Here is a 17,304-nt window from a genome sequence, read left to right on the forward strand (position 1 = left end):
GGAACTGTCTGTTGTTCACTGGACGTATCGCGCGCTTCGACGCGCCCGGGGAGCCGTTCGAGATCGAAACCGTGAACTTGGCCGAAGTCGGTCCCGGCGAGATCCTGATCAAGGTCACCAGGACGAACATCTGCGGGTCGGACCTGCACGCATGGCACGGCACCTTCGCCACCCGCGGCCTGGGAGGACAACTTCCGACGGTGCTCGGTCACGAAATGGTCGGCGCAATTTCCGAACTCGGTGACGGCGTCACCGCGGACTCCAACGGCGCGCCACTGGCGAAGGGCAGCCGGGTGGTGTTCCCCTACTTCTTCTCCTGCCACCGGTGCCGAAACTGCCTGGCGGGCAGGCGCAATGCTTGCCTGAACCTGACGATGGCCATGCTCGGACGCGCCGACGCGCCGCCCTATTTCGTCGGCGGCTACGCCGACTACTTTCTGCTGCCCGCCGGGGCGGTCGTGTACACCGTGCCAGACCGGGTCAGCGACGACATCGCCTCGGGCGCCAACTGCGCACTGTCACAGGTGATGTACGGCCTCGAGCGCGTCGACCAGCAACTCGGCGAGACCGTCGTGGTGCAGGGCGCCGGTGCGCTGGGACTGTACGCGATCGCGGTGGCCAAGGCCCGGGGTGCTGGCCGGGTCATCGCCGTCGACGGTGTGCCCGAACGGCTCGAGCTGGCAACCGCGTTCGGCGCCGACGCGGTGATCGACATCAACACGGCCGCCACGGTGAAGGACCGCGCGAAGATCGTCCGTGACCTGACCGACGGCCACGGCGCCGACGTGGTGGTCGAGGTGGTCGGGCACCCGTCCGCCATCGACGAGGGCCTCAAGATGCTGGGCCAGTTCGGCCGCTACGTCGAGATCGGCAACATCAACATCGGCAAGACATTCGAATTCGACCCGTCACGCTTCGTCTTCGCCAACAAGACGATGGTCGGGGTCTCGTTGTACGGACCGCCGGTCCTCTCTCGGGCGCTGACCTTCCTCGAACAGCACCAGGACACCCTTCCCCTGCACCGGCTCACGTCGGCGCAGTATCCGCTCGACGACATCAACGAGGCATTCGCCGCCGCCGAGCACAAGCGCGACGTCCGCGCCAGCATCGTTCCCTGATCCTCCGAGGAGATCCATGCACGACTACACCCGCAAGACTCTGTTCATCGACGGCCAGTGGGTGGCGCCGTCGGCGGGCGACGTGATCGACGTCGTCAACCCCGCCACCGAGAAGGTGATCGGCTGTGTGCCCAGCGGAACCGTCGCCGACGTGGACGCGGCGGTGGCCGCCGCCCGCCGCGCCTTCGATCCGCTGATCACCCGCGCCGAGCGACGTGACCGGCTGACCCGGGTGATCGCCGCGATGGAGAAGCGGCTGCCCGACATCGCCGAGACCATCAGCCGGGAGATGGGCGCTCCGCTGCGGGTGGCGCAGGGCGTTCAGACCAAGGTCCCACTGGCGGTGGCCCGCGGTTTCGCCGACGTCCTCGGGTCCTTCGACTTCGAAGAGCGCGTGGGCAACTCGTTGGTGCTGCGCGAACCATACGGTGTCGTCGGCGCCATCACCCCGTGGAACTACCCGCTCTATCAGGTGGTGGCCAAGGTGCTGCCCGCGATCGCCGCGGGCTGCACCGTCGTCCTCAAGCCGAGCAACGAGGCGCCGCTGTCGGTGTTCGAGTTCATCGAAGCGGTTGAGGAGGCCGGCCTTCCCGACGGTGTGGTGAACCTGGTGTCTGGCCGCGGATCCGTGGTGGGTGAGCGCATCGCGTCGCACCCCGACGTCGACGTGGTGTCGTTCACCGGGTCGACCGCCGTGGGCCGCCGGGTCGCCGAGCTCGCCGTCGGATCGGTCAAGAAGGTCGCCCTCGAACTCGGCGGCAAGTCCGCCAACGTCATCCTCGACGGCGGCGACCTGACCACCGCGGTGAAGGTCGGCGTGGGCAACGCGTTCCTCAACGGCGGGCAGACCTGCATGGCGTGGACCCGGATGCTGGTGCCGCAGTCGCGCTACGACGAGGCCCTCGAATTGATCGGGACCGCCGCCGCAAAGTACAACGTCGGTGACCCGTCCGACCCCGGCACCCGGATCGGCCCCCTGGCCTCGGCCGCGCAGTTCGAGTCCGTGCGCGGGTTCATCGACCGCGCACGCCGCGACGGCGCCCGCCTGCTCACCGGCGGATCCGAATCGGTCCGCGACACCGGCTACTACGTCGCCCCGACCGTGTTCGCCGACGTCGGCCCCGACTCCGAGCTGGGCCAGGAGGAGGTGTTCGGGCCGGTGCTCGCGGTGATTCCGTTCCGGGACACCGACGACGCCCTACGCATCGCCAATGGCACGCCCTACGGGCTCGCGGGCGCGGTGTGGGGTCCCGACCTGGACACCGCCATTTCCTTCGCGCGGCGCGTGCAGACCGGACAGCTCGACGTCAACGGCGGCGTGTACAACCCGGTCGCGCCGTTCGGCGGATACAAGAAATCCGGTGTCGGCCGGGAGTTGGGCCGCGCGGGGTTCGAGGAATTCCTGCAGACCAAGTCCCTACAGTTGCCGTCATGAGCACACCGCTGAACATCGCCGCTCACGGTGCGACACAGACGTGGACCATCGACCTGCCCGACGTCGGCAACGCGATCACCGACAAGGGCTTCATCTCGGCGTTCGAGGCCGCGGTCGAGGTCGCCAACGCGGACCTCGACGTGCGCGCGGTGATCCTGACCGGCGCGGGCAAGATCTTCTCCGCGGGCGGCAATGTCAAGGAGATGGCCGACCGCACCGGAATGTTCGGCCTCGACGCCCTCGACCAGCGGCGTGCCTACGGCGACGGGATCCAGCGCATCCCGCGCGCACTCGGGCGCCTGGAGGTCCCGCTGATCGCCGCGGTCAACGGACCCGCGGTGGGAGCGGGCTGCGACCTCGCCATGATGTGCGACATCCGCGTGGCTTCCGAACGGGCGTCGTTCGCCGAGAGCTTCGTACAGATCGGCATCATCCCGGGCGACGGCGGCACCTGGTTCCTGCCGAGGGCGATCGGCTACGAGCGCGCCGCCGAGATGACGTTCACCGGCGACCGTGTCGATGCGGCCACTGCCCTGGAGTGGGGCATGGTCAGCCGCGTCGTGCCGCACGACGACCTGCTTACGGAGGCGCTCGCGTTGGCCGAGCGGATCACCAAGAACCCCGCTCACGCGCTGCGGATGGCCAAACGTCTGCTGCAGGAGTCGCGGGCCGGTTCGCTGGACTCCACGCTGGCCATGGCCGCGGCCATGCAGCCGCTGGCCCACCGCGACCGGGAGCATGAACAGCGCATCAGCCGATGGCGGACCGCCCCGTGACGCTCCCCCGCCTGGTGCCCCCAGCTGCCGTCGACGCCGCTGCGACCGCGGCCCTGCGGGCCGAGGTCCGCGCGTTCATCGCCGAGCAACGTGCCGCGGGCGCCTTCACCCCGTCGGTCGACGCGTGGCTGACGGGATGGGACGAGGACTTCACCAAAGCGCTTGCCGCACAGGGCTATCTCGGAATGACCGTGCCGGTCGAGTACGGCGGACACGGACGCTCCTTCGTCGAACGGTTCGCGGTGACCGAGGAGCTGCTCGCCGCGGGCGTACCGGTCGCGGCCCATTGGATCGCCGACCGGCAGATTGTGCCCTCGTTGCTCAAGTACGGCACGGAACTGCAGAAAAGGGAGTTCCTTCCGCGGATAGTGCGCGGCGAGTGCTTCTTCGGGATCGGCATGAGCGAGCCCGATTCCGGTTCGGATCTGGCGAGCGTACGCACCAAGGCGGTTCAGGTGGACGGCGGTTGGTCGCTGTCCGGGACCAAGGTGTGGACGTCGGGGGCGCACAACGCGCATGCGTTCATCGCGCTGGCCCGCACGGCGCCCGTCGATCCGGACAACCGCCACGCGGGGTTGAGTCAGTTCATCGTCGACTTGCGCGGACCGGGCGTCGACATCCGACCGGTTGTCTCGATGAACGGCGCACACCACTTCAACGAGGTGATCCTCGACGGTGCCTTCGTGCCCGACGACATGGTGTTCGGCGAGATCGGCGCGGGCTGGCGTCAGGTCACCTCGGAGTTGGCCTTCGAGCGCAGCGGGCCCGAGCGGTTCCTGTCGACGTTCGTGTTATTGAGGGCGTGTGGCGAAAGGATGGCCGCACAGCAGCTTTCGCGGGACGCCAGGCTCGGCCACCTGGTCGCCAGAACCGCCGGACTGCACCAGATGTCGACCGCCGTCGCCGGAGCACTGGAGCGACGTGAGCCCGCCGATGTGCCCGCCGCGGTGGTCAAGGTTCTCGGCACCACCACCGAAGGTGATATCGCCGACTTCGCCGACACGCTGGCCGATACGACCACAAATCCCGAACTGGCCGAGCTGGTCTCGAAAGCCGTGGATCAGCGCCCCGGCTTCACGCTGCGCGGCGGGACCAACGAGGTGTTGCGCGGCGTGATCGCACGAGGGTTGGGGCTGCGATGACCGTCGATCCGGCGCTCGTCGAGATGATGGACGCGGTCTTCTCCGAGTACCGCGACGCGCATCCGCCTGCGAAGGCAGTCGCACGGGACGCCGAATTGTGGCGGCGCCTCGATGAGCTGGGCCTGGTCCGGCTGACCGGCGCCGAGGAGTCGGGCGGCAGTGGTGCGGGCTGGTTCGAGGCCGCCGAACTGTTGGCGGCCGCGGCGCGCAACGCGGTGCGAATACCGTTGGCAGAACACGATCTCCTGGCCTGCTGGCTGCTCGACGCGAACGGGATGGGAACCGACGACGCCGTGCGCACGGTGTGCCTGCTCGACGGAAACGGAGCTGCGCGCGGTGTGCCCTGGGCCACGGGCAGCGACCGGGTGGTCGTCGTGTGGCGCGACAGTGACGGCCACCGCGTCGCCGACGTCGACGCCGGGGCATTGGCGATCACGCCCGGCAGCAACCTTATCGGCGAACCGCGTGACTACGTCGAGGCCGACGTCGCCGCGCTCGGCAGCGTCCCGGTGAACGCGGGCCTGGTGGCCGAGTTGTGGCTGAGATCGGCGCTCGTGCGGGCTCTCCAGGTGTGTGCGGCGCTCGACACGATCGTCGCGTCGTCGGTCGACCACGCCGCGTCGCGCGTCCAGTTCGGTCGGCCCCTGTCCCGGTTCCAGGCCGTCCAGCACCTGATCGCCGACCTGGCCGCGGAAGCGGCGCTGGCGCGGGCGGCGACCGAAGCCGCGCTGACGACGGCCGTCACGACCGGCTGGTCGACGGGCAACCTGCACTTCCGCATCGCGGCGGCACGCTCGTGCGTCGGCCATGCCGCCTCGGTCGTGGTGCGCAACGCCCATCAGGTCCACGGCGCGATCGGCACCACCTACGAACACCGGTTGCACGAGTTCACCCGCGCCGCGCTCGCGTGGCGCTCTGAATTCGGAACGGTGCGCTACTGGGACGAGAAGGTCACCGACGCGGCCCTGGCCGCCGGAGCCGACGTGTGGAGCCTGATCGCCGACTGATCCGGGCTCATGCCGCGGTGTTCCACTGACCGGGCACCGTCGCGCCACGCCCCGGGCGGCGACGGTTGACTCGCTGCCATGAGCAACGAGATCACGCTGTCCGAGGTCCAGGAGTTCATCGCCGCCTTCTGGTACCACTACGACCAGGGCCATTTCGCCGAACTGGGGGCCCGACTCGGTGACGAGATGGAATACCTGAGCCGATCCGATTCCGGCAACTGCCCCTTCGAGCATCTCCTGGCCGCCGAGTTGCACGGCAAAGACGAGACCTTGGCCTGGCTGACCCAGCACCGCAACGAGAATCCCTACCCGTTGCGTCACCATGTGACCAACATCTTCCGCACCGGCGTCGACGGAGACGTCACCACCGCCCGCTTCTACCTGTACGTCAACCAGGTGACCAACAACGTCCCGTTCGACGTCTCCAGCGGAGTGGTCGACGTCGGCATCCGCCGTTCGGAGAGCGGCTTGGTCTTCACGTCGATGACAGTGATCCTCGATGCCGAGGACTCCATTCCGTTCGCCGAGCACGCCGCTGATCGTGCGGCGACGGCCTCGACAGGTTCGTAGCGGGTGGACGCACGCACGGCCTTCGGCGGTGGCGTCGCCGTCATCACCGGCGCCGGCAGCGGGATAGGCGCGGGCCTGGCACGCCACGCGACCACATTGGGCATGACGGTCGTGCTGGTCGACATCAACGCCTCCGCAATCGCGTCGCTGCGCAGTGAGCTTGCCGGCTCGGTGGACCTGGTGTGCGATGTCCGCGATCCCGAAGCGCTCGAAGGAGTTGCCGCACAGGTGTACTCGGAGATCGGTCCGGTACGCCTGTTGGTCAACAACGCCGGTGTCGAACAGTTCGGTTACCTGTGGGACACCCCCGTCGCCAACTGGGATCGACTGGTGGACATCAACCTCAGCGGCGTCTTCTACGGGGTCCGAGCGTTCCTTCCGCGCATGATCGCCGCCGACGCTCCGTCGTGGGTATGGAACCTGTCGTCGATCGGCGGGGTCGCGGCCGTGCCGTTGCAGGCGCCCTACATCATGAGCAAGCACGCGGTGCTGGCGCTGACGGAATGCCTGCGGCTCGAGGTGGAGCTGGCCGGGCACGCCGACCGGATCCACGTGCAGGCGGTGCTGCCGGGCGCCGTCAAGTCCAACATCTTCGAGGCGGCCGGTGGAGTCAAGGACGGCGACGTCGGGGCCGCCGAATCGCAGCGCGCCGCGATGCTCGACATCAAGGCCGAGGCGATGGATCCGGTCGAGGCCGCACGGGTGGTGTTCGAACAAGCCGCCTCGGGTGATTTCTACTTGCTCACCCAACCCGAGTACGTCGGCAACGCGATGTCCGAGCGGGCCGAAATTCTAGCCTCTCGCAGGGCGCCGGTTCTGCGCGCGAAGCGACGATTCGCCCCCTCCCACCAATGACCACATCGGAAAACGCTGTCCCGCAACTGGATCCCGACGCGGCGGCACGAGTCACTCAATTCGGCGGCCTGCCACCGATGCGGGTGCGCGGGCTCGAGGCGGTACGTGGTGCCTTGGAGTCCGCGCCACTACCCGAGATGCCGGCGATGGCCGATGTGGAGGACCGGAAAATCGAGGGGCCTTCCGGGGAGATTCCGCTCCGCATCTACCGGCCGTCGGCCGACAGCGACGCGCCGGCGGTCGTCTACTTCCACGGTGGCGGAATGGTTTTGGGCTCGAACCACTCGTTCGAGCCGTTGGCGCGCAACCTCGCTCACCACTCACACGCCACGGTCGTGTCCGTCGACTACCACCTGGCCCCCGAAGCGCCGGCCCCGGCCCAGTTCGACGACGCTTACGCCGCGACCTGTTGGGTGGCCGCACATGCCCACGACCTCCGCATCGACCGCGCCCGGGTGGCGGTGGCGGGCGACAGCGCCGGAGGCACCCTGGCCGCCGGTGTAGCGTTGGCCTCCCGCGATCGCGGCGGCCCCACCCTGTTCGCCCAGATCCTGATGTATCCGGGCGTCGACAACGACCTCGACGTCCCGTCGATTCGGGCGATGCCCGAGGCTCCGATGCTCAACCTCGTCGACATCGAATACATGCACGAGCTGGCCGACGGCCCGGAGCACCCGTACGTGATTCCCGCACGCGCACAAGATCTGTCGGGCCTGCCGCAGGCCGTCGTCGTGACGGCCGAAGCCGATCCCATCCGGGACTGGGGTGAGCGTTACGCGGAACGGTTGCGCGACGCGGGAGTACAGACGACGGTGACCCGGTACCCCGGCATCTACCACGGGTTTCTGATGCGTTCGGATGCGACGGCCCGCGGGCGCCTGGCGGTGGCGGAAATCGGCGCTCTGCTACGCGCGAAGTTCGCCAACCCGCTGCCGTTCTGACGCTGCATGCAAACAGACGTCCCGATGACCGGACAGCCGCGCAGTCACATGCTTGGCCCGGCATCAGAATTGGGTGCGACCGGCATGAGATGCCGACATCGAGAGTAGGAGAGAGCATGCTCACCCAAGAGCAGCGGACGGAGTTGTCCGATATCCTGCGGCCCGCCTCACCGCCCCGCGAGATCGACGACGTCTATACCGACGACCAGCGGGGTCGCCTCTTCGACATCGTGCGGTCACAAGGGCCATGGAGGCTGATCATCGCCCAGCATTTCGCCTCCGCCGAGGAACTGATGGCCACCATGAGCGGAATGTTCCCCGAGGGCTTCACGCCCTCGCTGGACCTGTTCCTCACCGCGACGTTCCGTGGGTACCTGGCCAACTACGGCACGGTGCTCTATCCCGAGTTGCACGACTGCTTCTACAACCAGCGCTTCGTCGAGTACGCCAAGAGTTACTGGAACGCCGAGTACGCCAAGCCCGAGATGATGCTGTTCAACATCAACGGGCCCTGCGCCAACCGCGATCCCGGCCACCTGGACTCCCCCAGCTTCCGCGGCGTGCGCCACGAGAACGCTCCCACCTGGCTGACCAGCGTGATGGGCAAGTCCGGGCTGTTCCGCGACTACCTCGTCAAGATGGCTCAGGTCATCACGTGGTTCTCACTCGATCAGGGCAGCGGCTTCACCTACTGGCCCGACGGACCCCTCAAGCCGCCGAAACGCCTCCTGCCGCCGGTCTACAACCGCGGCGTGCTCGTGCAGAACGAGATGATGGTGCACCGCGGCGAGGCCAACGGACCGCTCGATCAACAGACCCCGGCCGGGCTGGCGTTCGACACGGTGTTCACCGGAGATCCGTCGGACCGCGACTTCTGGTTGCTCAAGAACGGCGACGACGTGATCGCCCGCCACCACACCGACGAACTGCGATTCCTGGTCCACTGGTCGGCGGAGGTGTTCACCGACTTCGACGAGCTCAAGAAAAACATGGACGGCAGCGACGATCTGACCATCGACAAGGCGATCGACATGCTCGTCGACGACGTGCACGCCAAGGGCATCAAGCTCGACGTGCCGAGCGAGCCTCTGCACGACCCGGAATTCATCGCGGCTCTGAACGCCGTCTACGACCTCGGCGGGCCGGCGGAGTACCCGAAGGAAGCTCCCCTCTCGGCCTTTCAGCTGACGTGACCGCGATTTCGGTGCGCTAGCAGTCGCGAGCGCACCGAGATCACTCGGTTTCGTCGACGATCGGCAGCGCACCGCGGCGCGCTGCCTCCTCGATCGAATTCCTTAGTTCAAAGCACACGAGGAACGGTCTGCCCTCGTGCGCGTGGATGGCGTCGGCGTCTCTGCGCTGGTGACATCTGGCGGTGGACTCGCTGTCCCACTGCACGCTGGTCTGTTGCCAGGTGCTCTTGCGCACCAGAACGCTTGCCGCGCAGAGCCGGCACGTCACCGAGGTCATCGGTGCGTCAGCGAGTCGGTTGTCCTGGCGGACGGTCATCCCGCGCTCGTGACGGCGTCCCGCGCCGCGATGTTGGCCTCGACGATCTTCATCCACTCTTCGCGCGGTCGGGTGGTGTCGATCTCGTACTCGAAGCGGTCCACCATGTCGGGGGTCACGTCGGCGACGTCGACATAGAACTGCTCATACCACCGACGCAGTTGGTAGACCGGCCCGTCCTCCTCGCACAACAGCGGATTATCGATGCGGGCCTTGTTCTTCCAGATCGCGACATCCTGCTCGAAGCCCATCTTGACGAAGTCGCCCAGACCGATCGCCGTCTGCATCGCGAGGTCGTCGGGCAGGGTTTCGGACTTCTTGACGATGATCCCGTACTGCAGCACGAAGGAGTCTTGGTCGATCGGATAGTGGCAGTTGATCAGCACCGTCTTGTGGTCGACGTCGGTGTAGTGGTAGGTCAGGTCGTCGATCATGAACGACGGCCCGAAATACGATGCGACCGAGGTGGTTCCGAGCATCTGCGTCGGACCGGGCTCACCGAGATCCGGCCGGCCCGCGCTGTTCATGTACTGCGTCGCGACATGACCTTCGAAGATGTTCTTGAAATGCGTCGGCAGCGATCCGTGGATGTAGAAGAAGTGCGCCATGTCGACGACGTTGTCGATGATCTCTCGGCAGTTGGTGTTGACCACGGTCGTGTACCAGTGCCAGTCGGTCCACTCATCACTTGTCGCACCTTCGATGCGGGGAATCGTGACGTCCTCCGGTGGGGGGTTGCCCTCCGGGTCGTTCCAGACGAACAACATGCCGTCCTGCTCCAGCGTGGTCCACGTCGCGGTGCGGGCCAGTCGGGGCACCCGCTTGCTGTAGGGGACCTTCTTGCACCGGCCGTCACCGCCCCAGCGCCAATCGTGGAACGGGCATGCGATCTCGTCGCCCTTCACCTCGCCTTGGCTCAGGTCCCCGCCCATGTGGCGGCAGTACCCGTCCAGGACGTTGATCCGCCCGTCGCCCCCGCGGAACACCACCATCTTCTTGCCGAACGCGAAAACCTGATGCGGCTTACCGTCACCGAACTCCCTGACCAGACCCAGGCAGTGCCAGCCTCGAGCGAACCGCGACGGGGCGGCCTCGGCCTCGATCTGACGGACCTCGATATCGGTGTCCAACGTCATACCGTTGTTCTAGCAGCGATCGCCGACCACGTTCACGGTTCTGTTCCGCTCATCAGGACACGGGTTCCGGCCTTGCTCTAACCGCTCTAACTTGGTCGGTTGTGAGTAGCGCATACGGGGCGACGATCCCCGACGGCCTGCCGGTGACCGATACGACCGTCGATCTGGTGGTGGTCGGGTCCGGCACGGGTATGGCCGCCGCGCTCGCCGCTCATGAGTGCGGCCTCTCGGTGCTGATCGTCGAGAAATCGACCTATGTTGGAGGTTCCACCGCCCGCTCCGGCGGGGCACTGTGGCTGCCGGCGAGCACGGTGATCAACGGCGCCGGCGGTGCCGACACCGCCGAGCGGGCGAACACGTACCTCGACGCCGTGGTCGGCGGGACCGCCGACGCCCAGCGGTCGGACGCGTTCGTGGCCAACATCGGTGCGACGGTCGAACTTCTGCGGCGCGCAACGCCGATGCGGCTGTTCTGGGCGAAGGAGTACTCGGACTACCACCCCGAGGCGCCGGGCGGCACCGTCGTCGGCCGCACGTGCGAATGCCGGCCGCTCGATTCGGCGATTCTGGGCCGATACCGAACACGCCTGCGGCCCGGCGTGATGGAAGCCAAGATTCCGATCCCGACCACCGGCGCGGACTATCGATGGCTGAACCTGATGTCGCGGATGCCGCGAAAGGGTCTGCCGGTGGTCGCCAAGCGTCTCGGGCAGGGTGTGGGCGGTCTGCTTCTCAAGCGGCGATACGTCGCCGGCGGTCAGGCGCTGGCCGCCGGTCTTTTCGCCGGGGTCTTGCGCGCGGGCATCCCGGTCTGGACCGACACCGCGCTGCTTCGGCTCGTCACCGACGGCGATCGGGTGAGCGGCGTGGTGCTCGGCCATGCAGGCACGGACGTCACCGTGTCCGCGCGCCGCGGTGTGGTGCTCGCAGCGGGAGGTTTCGACCACGAGATGGACATGCGGTGGAAGTTCCAATCGGAATTCCTCGGCGAGCATGCCAGCCTGGGAGCCGAAACCAACACCGGCGATGCCATCCGTATCGCCCAAGACATCGGGGCGGCAACAGATCTCATGGACCACGCATGGTGGTTCCCCGCCGTCGCCGCGCTGCCCGGCGCCGACCCCAAGGTCATGCTGGCCGAACGGTCGCTTCCGGGATCGCTCATCGTCGACCAGAACGGAAGTCGCTTCGTCAACGAGGCGACCGACTACATGTCGTTCGGGCAGCGGATCCTCGAGCGGGAACGCGCGGGAAATCCGGTCGAGACGATGTGGATCGTCTTCGATCAGGGCTATCGCAACAGCTATGTCTTTGCCGCCGAACTGTTCCCCCGGATGGCGATACCCAAGAGGTGGTATGACGCCGGCATCGCGCACCGCGCCGATTCCATCGGCGTACTCGCACGCAGGATCGGTGTCGACGCACCGACGCTCATTTCGACCGTCGAGCGCTTCAACGGAAATGCCGCCGCCGGAGTCGATCCCGACTTCCTGCGCGGAGCGAGCGCCTACGACCGCTACTACGGCGACCCGACCGTCACGCCGAACCCGAACCTTCGCCCGTTGAATCGGGGCCCGCTCTATGCCGTCAAGATGGTGCTCAGCGATCTCGGAACCTGCGGCGGCCTGCGCGTCGACGACCGCGCCAGGGTGCTGCGGGAGGACGGCCACACCATCGACGGGCTGTATGCGATCGGCAACACCGCCGCCAACGCGTTCGGCACCACCTATCCCGGAGCGGGCGCGACGATCGCGCAAGGCCTGGTGTACGGCTACATCGCTGCTTCGGACGCCGCCGACGGGTGATCAGTCGTCGGCGTCGGCCCTCTTCTCGATCTCGTACCAGTATTCCGGTGCGGGCCAAGGAATTTGCGTACCGCGTTCGATGCCCGCATCCGCGAAGGCGGCTTCGGCCTCGTCGAGTTCCTTGAGCATCTTCATGGCGAGCTCGCGTTCGGCGGCGTAATACCGCTCGGCCCACTGCAATGCGACCCTTGCGTAAGCCCATGACGGCTCCACGCCTGCCCACTTTGCGTCCTTGGCGGCTTGGCGCTGCATGTCGTCGGCGTAGGCGATGTGCTCCTGCAGGATCTCCTTGAGGCGCTCGGGATCGGTCAGATGTCCGAACGTCACTCGCAGCAACGGGTTGTGCTTGAGCACCGGCGTATCGACCGGTGCTTCGTTGGCCCACCGCCGCACCGCATCCAGACCCGCTGGGGTGATCTTGTAGAGCCGACGGTTGCGGGTGCCGCCGGTGTTCTCGACGCGCGAGGACAGCAGCCCGAGCTTCTCCAGCTTCTTCAGCTCCGAGTAGATCTGGCTGTAGGCGGGGCTTCCGTAGAAGAACCGCATGCTCCACTCGATCCACTTACGGATGTCGTAACCCGACAGTTCGTGTTCGTACGTCAGCATGCCCAGCAGCGCCCAACTGGTCGCGGCCAGATTCGGCTTCGCGTCGGACGTGCTCTTCGCCATTTGCCCAGCCTAACAACGGCGGAGCACACCGGTCGTTCGACGCACCACTGGCCGGGACGCCGCCTTGCGGCTGCGCCGGGGCGCAAGCACCCTGAACCCATGGCCGGCTCCGAACTCGACGATCTGCGCGCCGTCTACGAACCCTTGGCACAGTCGGTGCGCCGACTCGTCGACGTCACGATCCGCACGACAGCGGACGCAGCGACCGTCGAAGCGGTCAAGAACAGAATCGACTGCGCAAGTGACGAACTCAGCGCGTCGCTGCTTGACGATTCGTTCGGTCTGCAACATACCCGCGACGGCGAAGCGATGGTGTGGGGCAACGTCGTCATCGGGCTGCGCAACCCGGCCGCCCCGCCGCTGGAGGTCCACCACGACACCGAGGGCCGAGTATGGGCCGAGTTCTCGCTCGGCGCAGCGTTCGAGGGCCCGCCCGGACATGTCCACGGTGGCGTATGCGCGATGTTGCTCGACCACGTGCTCGGCGCGACAGCGCACAAGCCAGGCAAACCCGCTGTGACGGGCACCCTGACCACGCGGTACCGGCGTGGAACCCGGCTCGGACGCCCGTTGCGCGCGGAAGCCTGGGTCGAACGGGTCGAGGGCACCAAGACGTTCGCCGTCGGGCACATCGCCGACGCCGACGGCGTCACCGTGGAAGCCGACGGTGTCTTCATCCATCCGCGGGTTCCCTGACGCCGGGGCCCACGGCTCGCGGAAACCGCCGTTCGGCAGACCAGCCACCGCACCGCCTGCCAGAATCAGATGTGGACTACGAGCACCCCGATGTGGGAGGGCCTGAGCGCTACCGCCGCGACGAGACGGAAGCCGAACGGCTGGACCGAAATTGGTCGAGTCTGCTGCAGGAACTGCGGGTCGCTCAAACGGGTGTCCAATTGCTCACGGGCTTCCTCCTGATCCTGCCGTTCACCGACCATTTCTCCGACCTCGACGAAACCATGAGGACGGTCTACCTCGTGACGGTGGCCAGCTCGATCGGCGCGACGATACTGCTGATCGCTCCCGTCAGCATGCACCGGCTGTTGTTCCGGCGACACCGCATGGAGACCTTGGTGGCGACCGCGCACGGGTTCGCGATCACGGGCACGCTGTTACTCGGCGTCGCGCTCGCCGGCGTGGCGACGATCATCTTCGACGCCGTGGCCGACAGCGTGGCGGCATGGATCGCCTGCAGCGTCGTGCTGGTTGCGCTCGTCGGGTTCTGGTACCTCATGCCACTGCGAAACCGGCCTCACGACGCGTCCAATTGACGTTTGCGTCCCGATACGCCTGGGAACTCCCGACCCATGTTGATTCGACGTATCGCGCGCCCGATGCTGTCAGCTGCCTTCATCGCAAGAGGTGTGGATGCCCTACGCAGCCCGAAACCCGCGGCCGACGCCGCACGTCCGACGCTGGAGGGTTTGAGCAAGCTGCCCGACCCGGTCGGCACCAACGTTCCGACCAACGCCGAGACCGTCGCGCGGGCCACGGCCGCGGTCCAGATCGGTGGCGGTCTGCTCCTGGCCACCGGCAAACTGCCTCGACTCGCCTCTGCCGCGCTCGCACTGAGCGTGGTGCCGGGCAGCCTTGGCGGACATACCTTCTGGAGTGAGACAGATCCCCAGCGCAAAGCCGAGGAACGTCGTGCGTTCATCACCGACGTGAGCTTGATCGGCGGGCTGATCATCGCCGCAGTCGACACCGAGGGCAAACCCTCGCTCGGTTGGCGCGGGCGGCGCGCGGCGCACAAGGTCTCGGAGGCGGTCACCGCGGCTTTGCCCGTCGGCGCGGCCGCGGGCGGCACGCTCACCGACAGCGCGCTCGCCGACAAGGTGGGTCATGGTCTGCAGGTCGGTGCCGAACGGGGGCGCGAGCTCGCCAACGTCGCCCGCGAACGCGGCGCCGAACTCGCCGAAGTCGCCCGCGAACGCGGACCCGAACTCGCCGAGCTTGCGCGCAAGCGCAGCGCCGAGCTCGCCGACGTCGCCCGCGAACGCGGACCCGAACTCGCCGAGGTCGCGCGCAAACGTGGGGCGGTGCTCGCCGACGCCGCACGTGAGCGGGGTTCCGAGTGGGCCGACGTCGCTCGCGACCGCGCGCCCGAACTGGCCGAGACGGCGCGCGGACGCGCGTCGGAGTTCGCCGAGACGGCACGCAAGCAGGCCGACACGGCGCGCAAACAAGCCGAGACGGCTCGAAAGCAGGCGCGCAAAGAGGCCAAGCGCCAACAACGCAAGCTGCGCTGAGCTTCACCGAGCGATCGAAAGCGCCCCTGATACAGCGGGGTCGCCGGTACATTGACTCGGATGACTAGCGGAAATCTAGGACCACAGCCTGGACAGTACGGCGGCTATCCGGCGGGCGGCGGACAGCCGGGCGGCCTGCTTCTGCGCTGGCTCGCTCGACTCATCGACGGAATCCTCGTCGGGATCGTCAGCTGGCTGCTGGCCTTCCTCACCGATAGCGCCTCCAACATCATGGTCACCGGCTTCTTCACCGGCGGCCTGATGTTCGTCTACTTCCTCGCCTTCGAGACCGGCATGGGTTCCACACCGGGGAAGAAGATGCTCGGCCTGCACGTTCGCGGCCCCGGCGGGGCACCCAAGCCGACCGCCGCGCAGGCGGCCATCCGCAACTCCTGGACGCTGCTGCCGATCATCCCGTTCGTCGGCGGACTGCTCGGCGTCATCGCGATCATCGTCATCGCCGTGACCATCAACGGCAGCCCGACCAAGCAGGGCAAGCACGACGAGCTTGCGGGTGGAACGCAGGTCGTCAAGGGCTGACCGTCTGGCCGGAAACCCATGGACCGCAACGGGTCCTGGGTCAGATCACCAGCCATACGACGAGGGCGAACGCGAACGCGGTGAGGCCGAGCGTGGTCTCCATGACCGTCCACGTCTTCAGGGTGGTCTTCACGTCCATTCCGAAGAAACGGCTCACCAACCAGAAGCCCGAGTCGTTGACGTGTGAGAGCACGGTCGCTCCGGCGGCGATGGCGATGACCAGCAGGGTGAGGTGAAGGCTGCTCAGGCTCGCCTCGGCCGCGGCCGCGCTGAGCAGACCCGCCGTCGTCGTCAGTGCGACCGTGGCCGAGCCCTGAGCCACACGCAGCAACGTCGCGATGATGAAGGCCTGCACGATAAGGGACATCCCCAGTCCTGACAGGGAATCGCTCAGCGCGCTGCCGATACCGCTGAGCCGCAGCACACCACCGAACATTCCGCCGGCGCCGGTGATCAGAATGACCGAGCAGATCGGCCCGAGTGCGTTGTCGTAGAGGGCGCTGACCTCGTCCATCGACCGGCCCCGCCGCAGGCCCAACACCACGGCCGCCACGATCACCGTGATCAGCAGCGCGACGCTGGTGTCGCCGAGCAGCATGAGGTACCGCGCCCAGGTTTCGTCCTCGTCCAGCACGCCGGCCGACACCAGCGTGTCGAGGACGGTGTTGAAGGAGATCAACACGAACGGCAGGAGCAGCACGCCGAGCACCGCGGCGAACGACGGCGCGGTCCGGGCGGCGGTCGCCACCGCTCCGGTGCCGGTGGTGGCGCCATCGGCGCCGTCGCGGTCGGTGTCGGTCGGCGTTCCGCCGTTCATCTCTCCGAACAGCGCCGTGGGGACGTCGACGTGGACGCGGCGTCCGATCGCCCTGGAGACCAGGAGCACACCGACGTACCACGCCGGTACGGCGATGGGAATGCCGACCAGGAGTGTCACGCCGATGCTCGCGCCGAGCGCTTCGGCCGCGGCGACCGGCCCCGGATGGGGCGGCACCAATGCGTGCATGGCCGCGAAGGCGCCGGCGGCGGGCAAACCATAGAGCAGCAGCGATCCGCCGAACCGCCGGGCGACGGTCATGATGATGGGCAGGAACACGACGAGACCGGCGTCGAAGAAGATCGGGAAGCCGAACAGCAGCGCCGCGACACCTAGGGCGAACGGCGCCCGACTTTCACCGAAGCGAGCGATGAGGGTATCGGCGAGAACCTGGGCGCCGCCGGTGATTTCGAGCAGCCGACCGAGCATGACACCGAAGCCGACGAGCAGAGCCACCGAGCCCAGGGTGTTGGAGAAGCCGTAGCTGATGGCGTCGGGAACGTCGCCCACCGGGATCCCGGCGGCCAGCGCCGTCAGCACGCTGACGAGCACCAGCGCCACGAAGGCGTGCAATTTGACCTTCATGATCAGGAACAGCAGAAGCGCCACCGCGCCCGCGGCGATCAAGAGGAGTGTGGTGGCTCCGTAGGCGGGATCGATCGCTTCCATCGGACCTCCGAACTGTCAGTGCCAGGAGACTTTCAGGCGTCTCACGCGGGTGCTGGTCAATATCCG

Annotated in this window: 18 protein-coding genes; 14 read left to right on the forward strand and 4 right to left on the reverse strand. The window is 67.3% G+C overall.

Annotated features, from left to right (window positions below; translation table 11 throughout):
• Positions 1-11 precede the first annotated feature (11 nt).
• The 9 genes from AU193_RS00080 to AU193_RS00120 all read left to right on the forward strand — a co-directional run bounded on the left by AU193_RS00080 (position 12) and on the right by AU193_RS00120 (position 9,037).
• A complete protein-coding gene (locus AU193_RS00080; protein WP_064420313.1) occupies positions 12-1,118 on the forward strand; it encodes a zinc-binding dehydrogenase in 1,107 nt (368 codons plus the stop codon).
• Between the two features lie 16 nt (positions 1,119-1,134).
• A complete protein-coding gene (locus tag AU193_RS00085) occupies positions 1,135-2,553 on the forward strand; it encodes an aldehyde dehydrogenase family protein (RefSeq protein WP_064420314.1) in 1,419 nt (472 codons plus the stop codon).
• Positions 2,550-3,329: a crotonase/enoyl-CoA hydratase family protein gene (locus AU193_RS00090; protein WP_064420315.1), complete on the forward strand. Its 780-nt coding sequence runs from the start codon at positions 2,550-2,552 to the stop codon at positions 3,327-3,329. The genes AU193_RS00085 and AU193_RS00090 overlap by 4 nt, the downstream gene beginning before the upstream one ends.
• Positions 3,326-4,471 (forward strand): acyl-CoA dehydrogenase family protein, encoded by a 1,146-nt coding sequence (locus AU193_RS00095; RefSeq protein WP_172798160.1) that lies wholly within the window; start codon positions 3,326-3,328, stop codon positions 4,469-4,471. The genes AU193_RS00090 and AU193_RS00095 overlap by 4 nt, the downstream gene beginning before the upstream one ends.
• Complete coding sequence (locus tag AU193_RS00100; RefSeq protein ID WP_064420317.1) at positions 4,468-5,478, forward strand: acyl-CoA dehydrogenase family protein; 1,011 nt, start codon at positions 4,468-4,470, stop codon at positions 5,476-5,478. The genes AU193_RS00095 and AU193_RS00100 overlap by 4 nt, the downstream gene beginning before the upstream one ends.
• Before the next feature lie 78 nt (positions 5,479-5,556).
• The gene (locus AU193_RS00105) at positions 5,557-6,048 is read left to right on the forward strand and encodes a nuclear transport factor 2 family protein (protein WP_064420318.1); all 492 of its coding nucleotides are present in this window, start codon (positions 5,557-5,559) and stop codon (positions 6,046-6,048) included.
• A 3-nt stretch (positions 6,049-6,051) separates the two neighbouring features.
• A complete protein-coding gene (locus AU193_RS00110; protein ID WP_064420319.1) occupies positions 6,052-6,903 on the forward strand; it encodes an SDR family oxidoreductase in 852 nt (283 codons plus the stop codon).
• Positions 6,900-7,844 (forward strand): alpha/beta hydrolase, encoded by a 945-nt coding sequence (locus tag AU193_RS00115; protein WP_064420320.1) that lies wholly within the window; start codon positions 6,900-6,902, stop codon positions 7,842-7,844. The genes AU193_RS00110 and AU193_RS00115 overlap by 4 nt, the downstream gene beginning before the upstream one ends.
• Positions 7,845-7,960: 116 nt before the next feature.
• On the forward strand, positions 7,961-9,037 hold the full coding sequence (locus tag AU193_RS00120) for a hypothetical protein (protein ID WP_064420321.1): 1,077 nt from the start codon (positions 7,961-7,963) through the stop codon (positions 9,035-9,037).
• 40 nt (positions 9,038-9,077) lie between these two features.
• On the opposite strand, the gene AU193_RS00125 is transcribed toward AU193_RS00120, so the two are convergent.
• Entirely contained in the window at positions 9,078-9,353 is a 276-nt protein-coding gene (locus tag AU193_RS00125) for a hypothetical protein (RefSeq protein WP_064420322.1), read from the reverse strand.
• A complete protein-coding gene (locus AU193_RS00130) occupies positions 9,350-10,489 on the reverse strand; it encodes a Rieske 2Fe-2S domain-containing protein (protein ID WP_064420323.1) in 1,140 nt (379 codons plus the stop codon). Before AU193_RS00130 ends, AU193_RS00125 begins: the two co-directional genes overlap by 4 nt.
• 101 nt (positions 10,490-10,590) lie before the next feature.
• Here AU193_RS00130 and AU193_RS00135 point away from each other — a divergent pair, with 101 nt between their 5' ends.
• Positions 10,591-12,294 (forward strand): 3-ketosteroid-delta-1-dehydrogenase, encoded by a 1,704-nt coding sequence (locus tag AU193_RS00135; RefSeq protein WP_064420324.1) that lies wholly within the window; start codon positions 10,591-10,593, stop codon positions 12,292-12,294.
• On the opposite strand, the gene AU193_RS00140 is transcribed toward AU193_RS00135, so the two are convergent.
• Positions 12,295-12,963, reverse strand: a complete 669-nt coding sequence (locus tag AU193_RS00140) for a PadR family transcriptional regulator (RefSeq protein ID WP_064420325.1) — start codon at positions 12,961-12,963, stop codon at positions 12,295-12,297.
• 99 nt (positions 12,964-13,062) lie between these two features.
• Here AU193_RS00140 and AU193_RS00145 point away from each other — a divergent pair, with 99 nt between their 5' ends.
• The 4 genes from AU193_RS00145 to AU193_RS00160 all read left to right on the forward strand — a co-directional run bounded on the left by AU193_RS00145 (position 13,063) and on the right by AU193_RS00160 (position 15,752).
• Positions 13,063-13,659 carry a PaaI family thioesterase gene (locus tag AU193_RS00145; protein WP_064420326.1) on the forward strand — a complete coding sequence of 199 codons (597 nt, stop codon included), beginning with the start codon at positions 13,063-13,065 and terminating at the stop codon, positions 13,657-13,659.
• 71 nt (positions 13,660-13,730) lie between these two features.
• A complete protein-coding gene (locus AU193_RS00150) occupies positions 13,731-14,234 on the forward strand; it encodes a DUF6328 family protein (protein ID WP_064420327.1) in 504 nt (167 codons plus the stop codon).
• A 36-nt stretch (positions 14,235-14,270) separates the two neighbouring features.
• Complete coding sequence (locus AU193_RS00155) at positions 14,271-15,212, forward strand: DoxX family protein (RefSeq protein WP_064420328.1); 942 nt, start codon at positions 14,271-14,273, stop codon at positions 15,210-15,212.
• Positions 15,213-15,272: 60 nt separating this feature from the next.
• Positions 15,273-15,752: an RDD family protein gene (locus tag AU193_RS00160; RefSeq protein WP_064420329.1), complete on the forward strand. Its 480-nt coding sequence runs from the start codon at positions 15,273-15,275 to the stop codon at positions 15,750-15,752.
• Positions 15,753-15,792: 40 nt separating this feature from the next.
• Here AU193_RS00160 and AU193_RS00165 read toward each other — a convergent pair whose 3' ends face one another.
• Positions 15,793-17,238, reverse strand: coding sequence for a GntP family permease (locus AU193_RS00165; protein ID WP_064420330.1), 1,446 nt, complete (start codon positions 17,236-17,238; stop codon positions 15,793-15,795).
• Positions 17,239-17,304 lie beyond the last annotated feature (66 nt).

The sequence above is a fragment of the Mycobacterium sp. GA-1285 genome (assembly GCF_001499905.1).
In the GTDB taxonomy this organism is placed as follows: Bacteria; Actinomycetota; Actinomycetes; order Mycobacteriales; family Mycobacteriaceae; genus Mycobacterium.

Bases quoted from the DNA above. Each gene is read 5' to 3' on its own strand.
- AU193_RS00165 (WP_064420330.1), bottom strand. From the start codon at position 17,238: ATGGAAGCGATCGATCCCGCCTACGGAGCCACCACACTCCTCTTGATC.
- AU193_RS00115 (WP_064420320.1), top strand. From the start codon at position 6,900: ATGACCACATCGGAAAACGCTGTCCCGCAACTGGATCCCGACGCGGCG.
- AU193_RS00090 (WP_064420315.1), top strand. From the start codon at position 2,550: ATGAGCACACCGCTGAACATCGCCGCTCACGGTGCGACACAGACGTGG.
- AU193_RS00105 (WP_064420318.1), top strand. From the start codon at position 5,557: ATGAGCAACGAGATCACGCTGTCCGAGGTCCAGGAGTTCATCGCCGCC.
- AU193_RS00140 (WP_064420325.1), bottom strand. From the start codon at position 12,963: ATGGCGAAGAGCACGTCCGACGCGAAGCCGAATCTGGCCGCGACCAGT.
- AU193_RS00085 (WP_064420314.1), top strand. From the start codon at position 1,135: ATGCACGACTACACCCGCAAGACTCTGTTCATCGACGGCCAGTGGGTG.
- AU193_RS00160 (WP_064420329.1), top strand. From the start codon at position 15,273: ATGACTAGCGGAAATCTAGGACCACAGCCTGGACAGTACGGCGGCTAT.
- AU193_RS00120 (WP_064420321.1), top strand. From the start codon at position 7,961: ATGCTCACCCAAGAGCAGCGGACGGAGTTGTCCGATATCCTGCGGCCC.
- AU193_RS00130 (WP_064420323.1), bottom strand. From the start codon at position 10,489: ATGACGTTGGACACCGATATCGAGGTCCGTCAGATCGAGGCCGAGGCC.
- AU193_RS00125 (WP_064420322.1), bottom strand. From the start codon at position 9,353: ATGACCGTCCGCCAGGACAACCGACTCGCTGACGCACCGATGACCTCG.
- AU193_RS00100 (WP_064420317.1), top strand. From the start codon at position 4,468: ATGACCGTCGATCCGGCGCTCGTCGAGATGATGGACGCGGTCTTCTCC.
- AU193_RS00155 (WP_064420328.1), top strand. From the start codon at position 14,271: ATGTTGATTCGACGTATCGCGCGCCCGATGCTGTCAGCTGCCTTCATC.
- AU193_RS00145 (WP_064420326.1), top strand. From the start codon at position 13,063: ATGGCCGGCTCCGAACTCGACGATCTGCGCGCCGTCTACGAACCCTTG.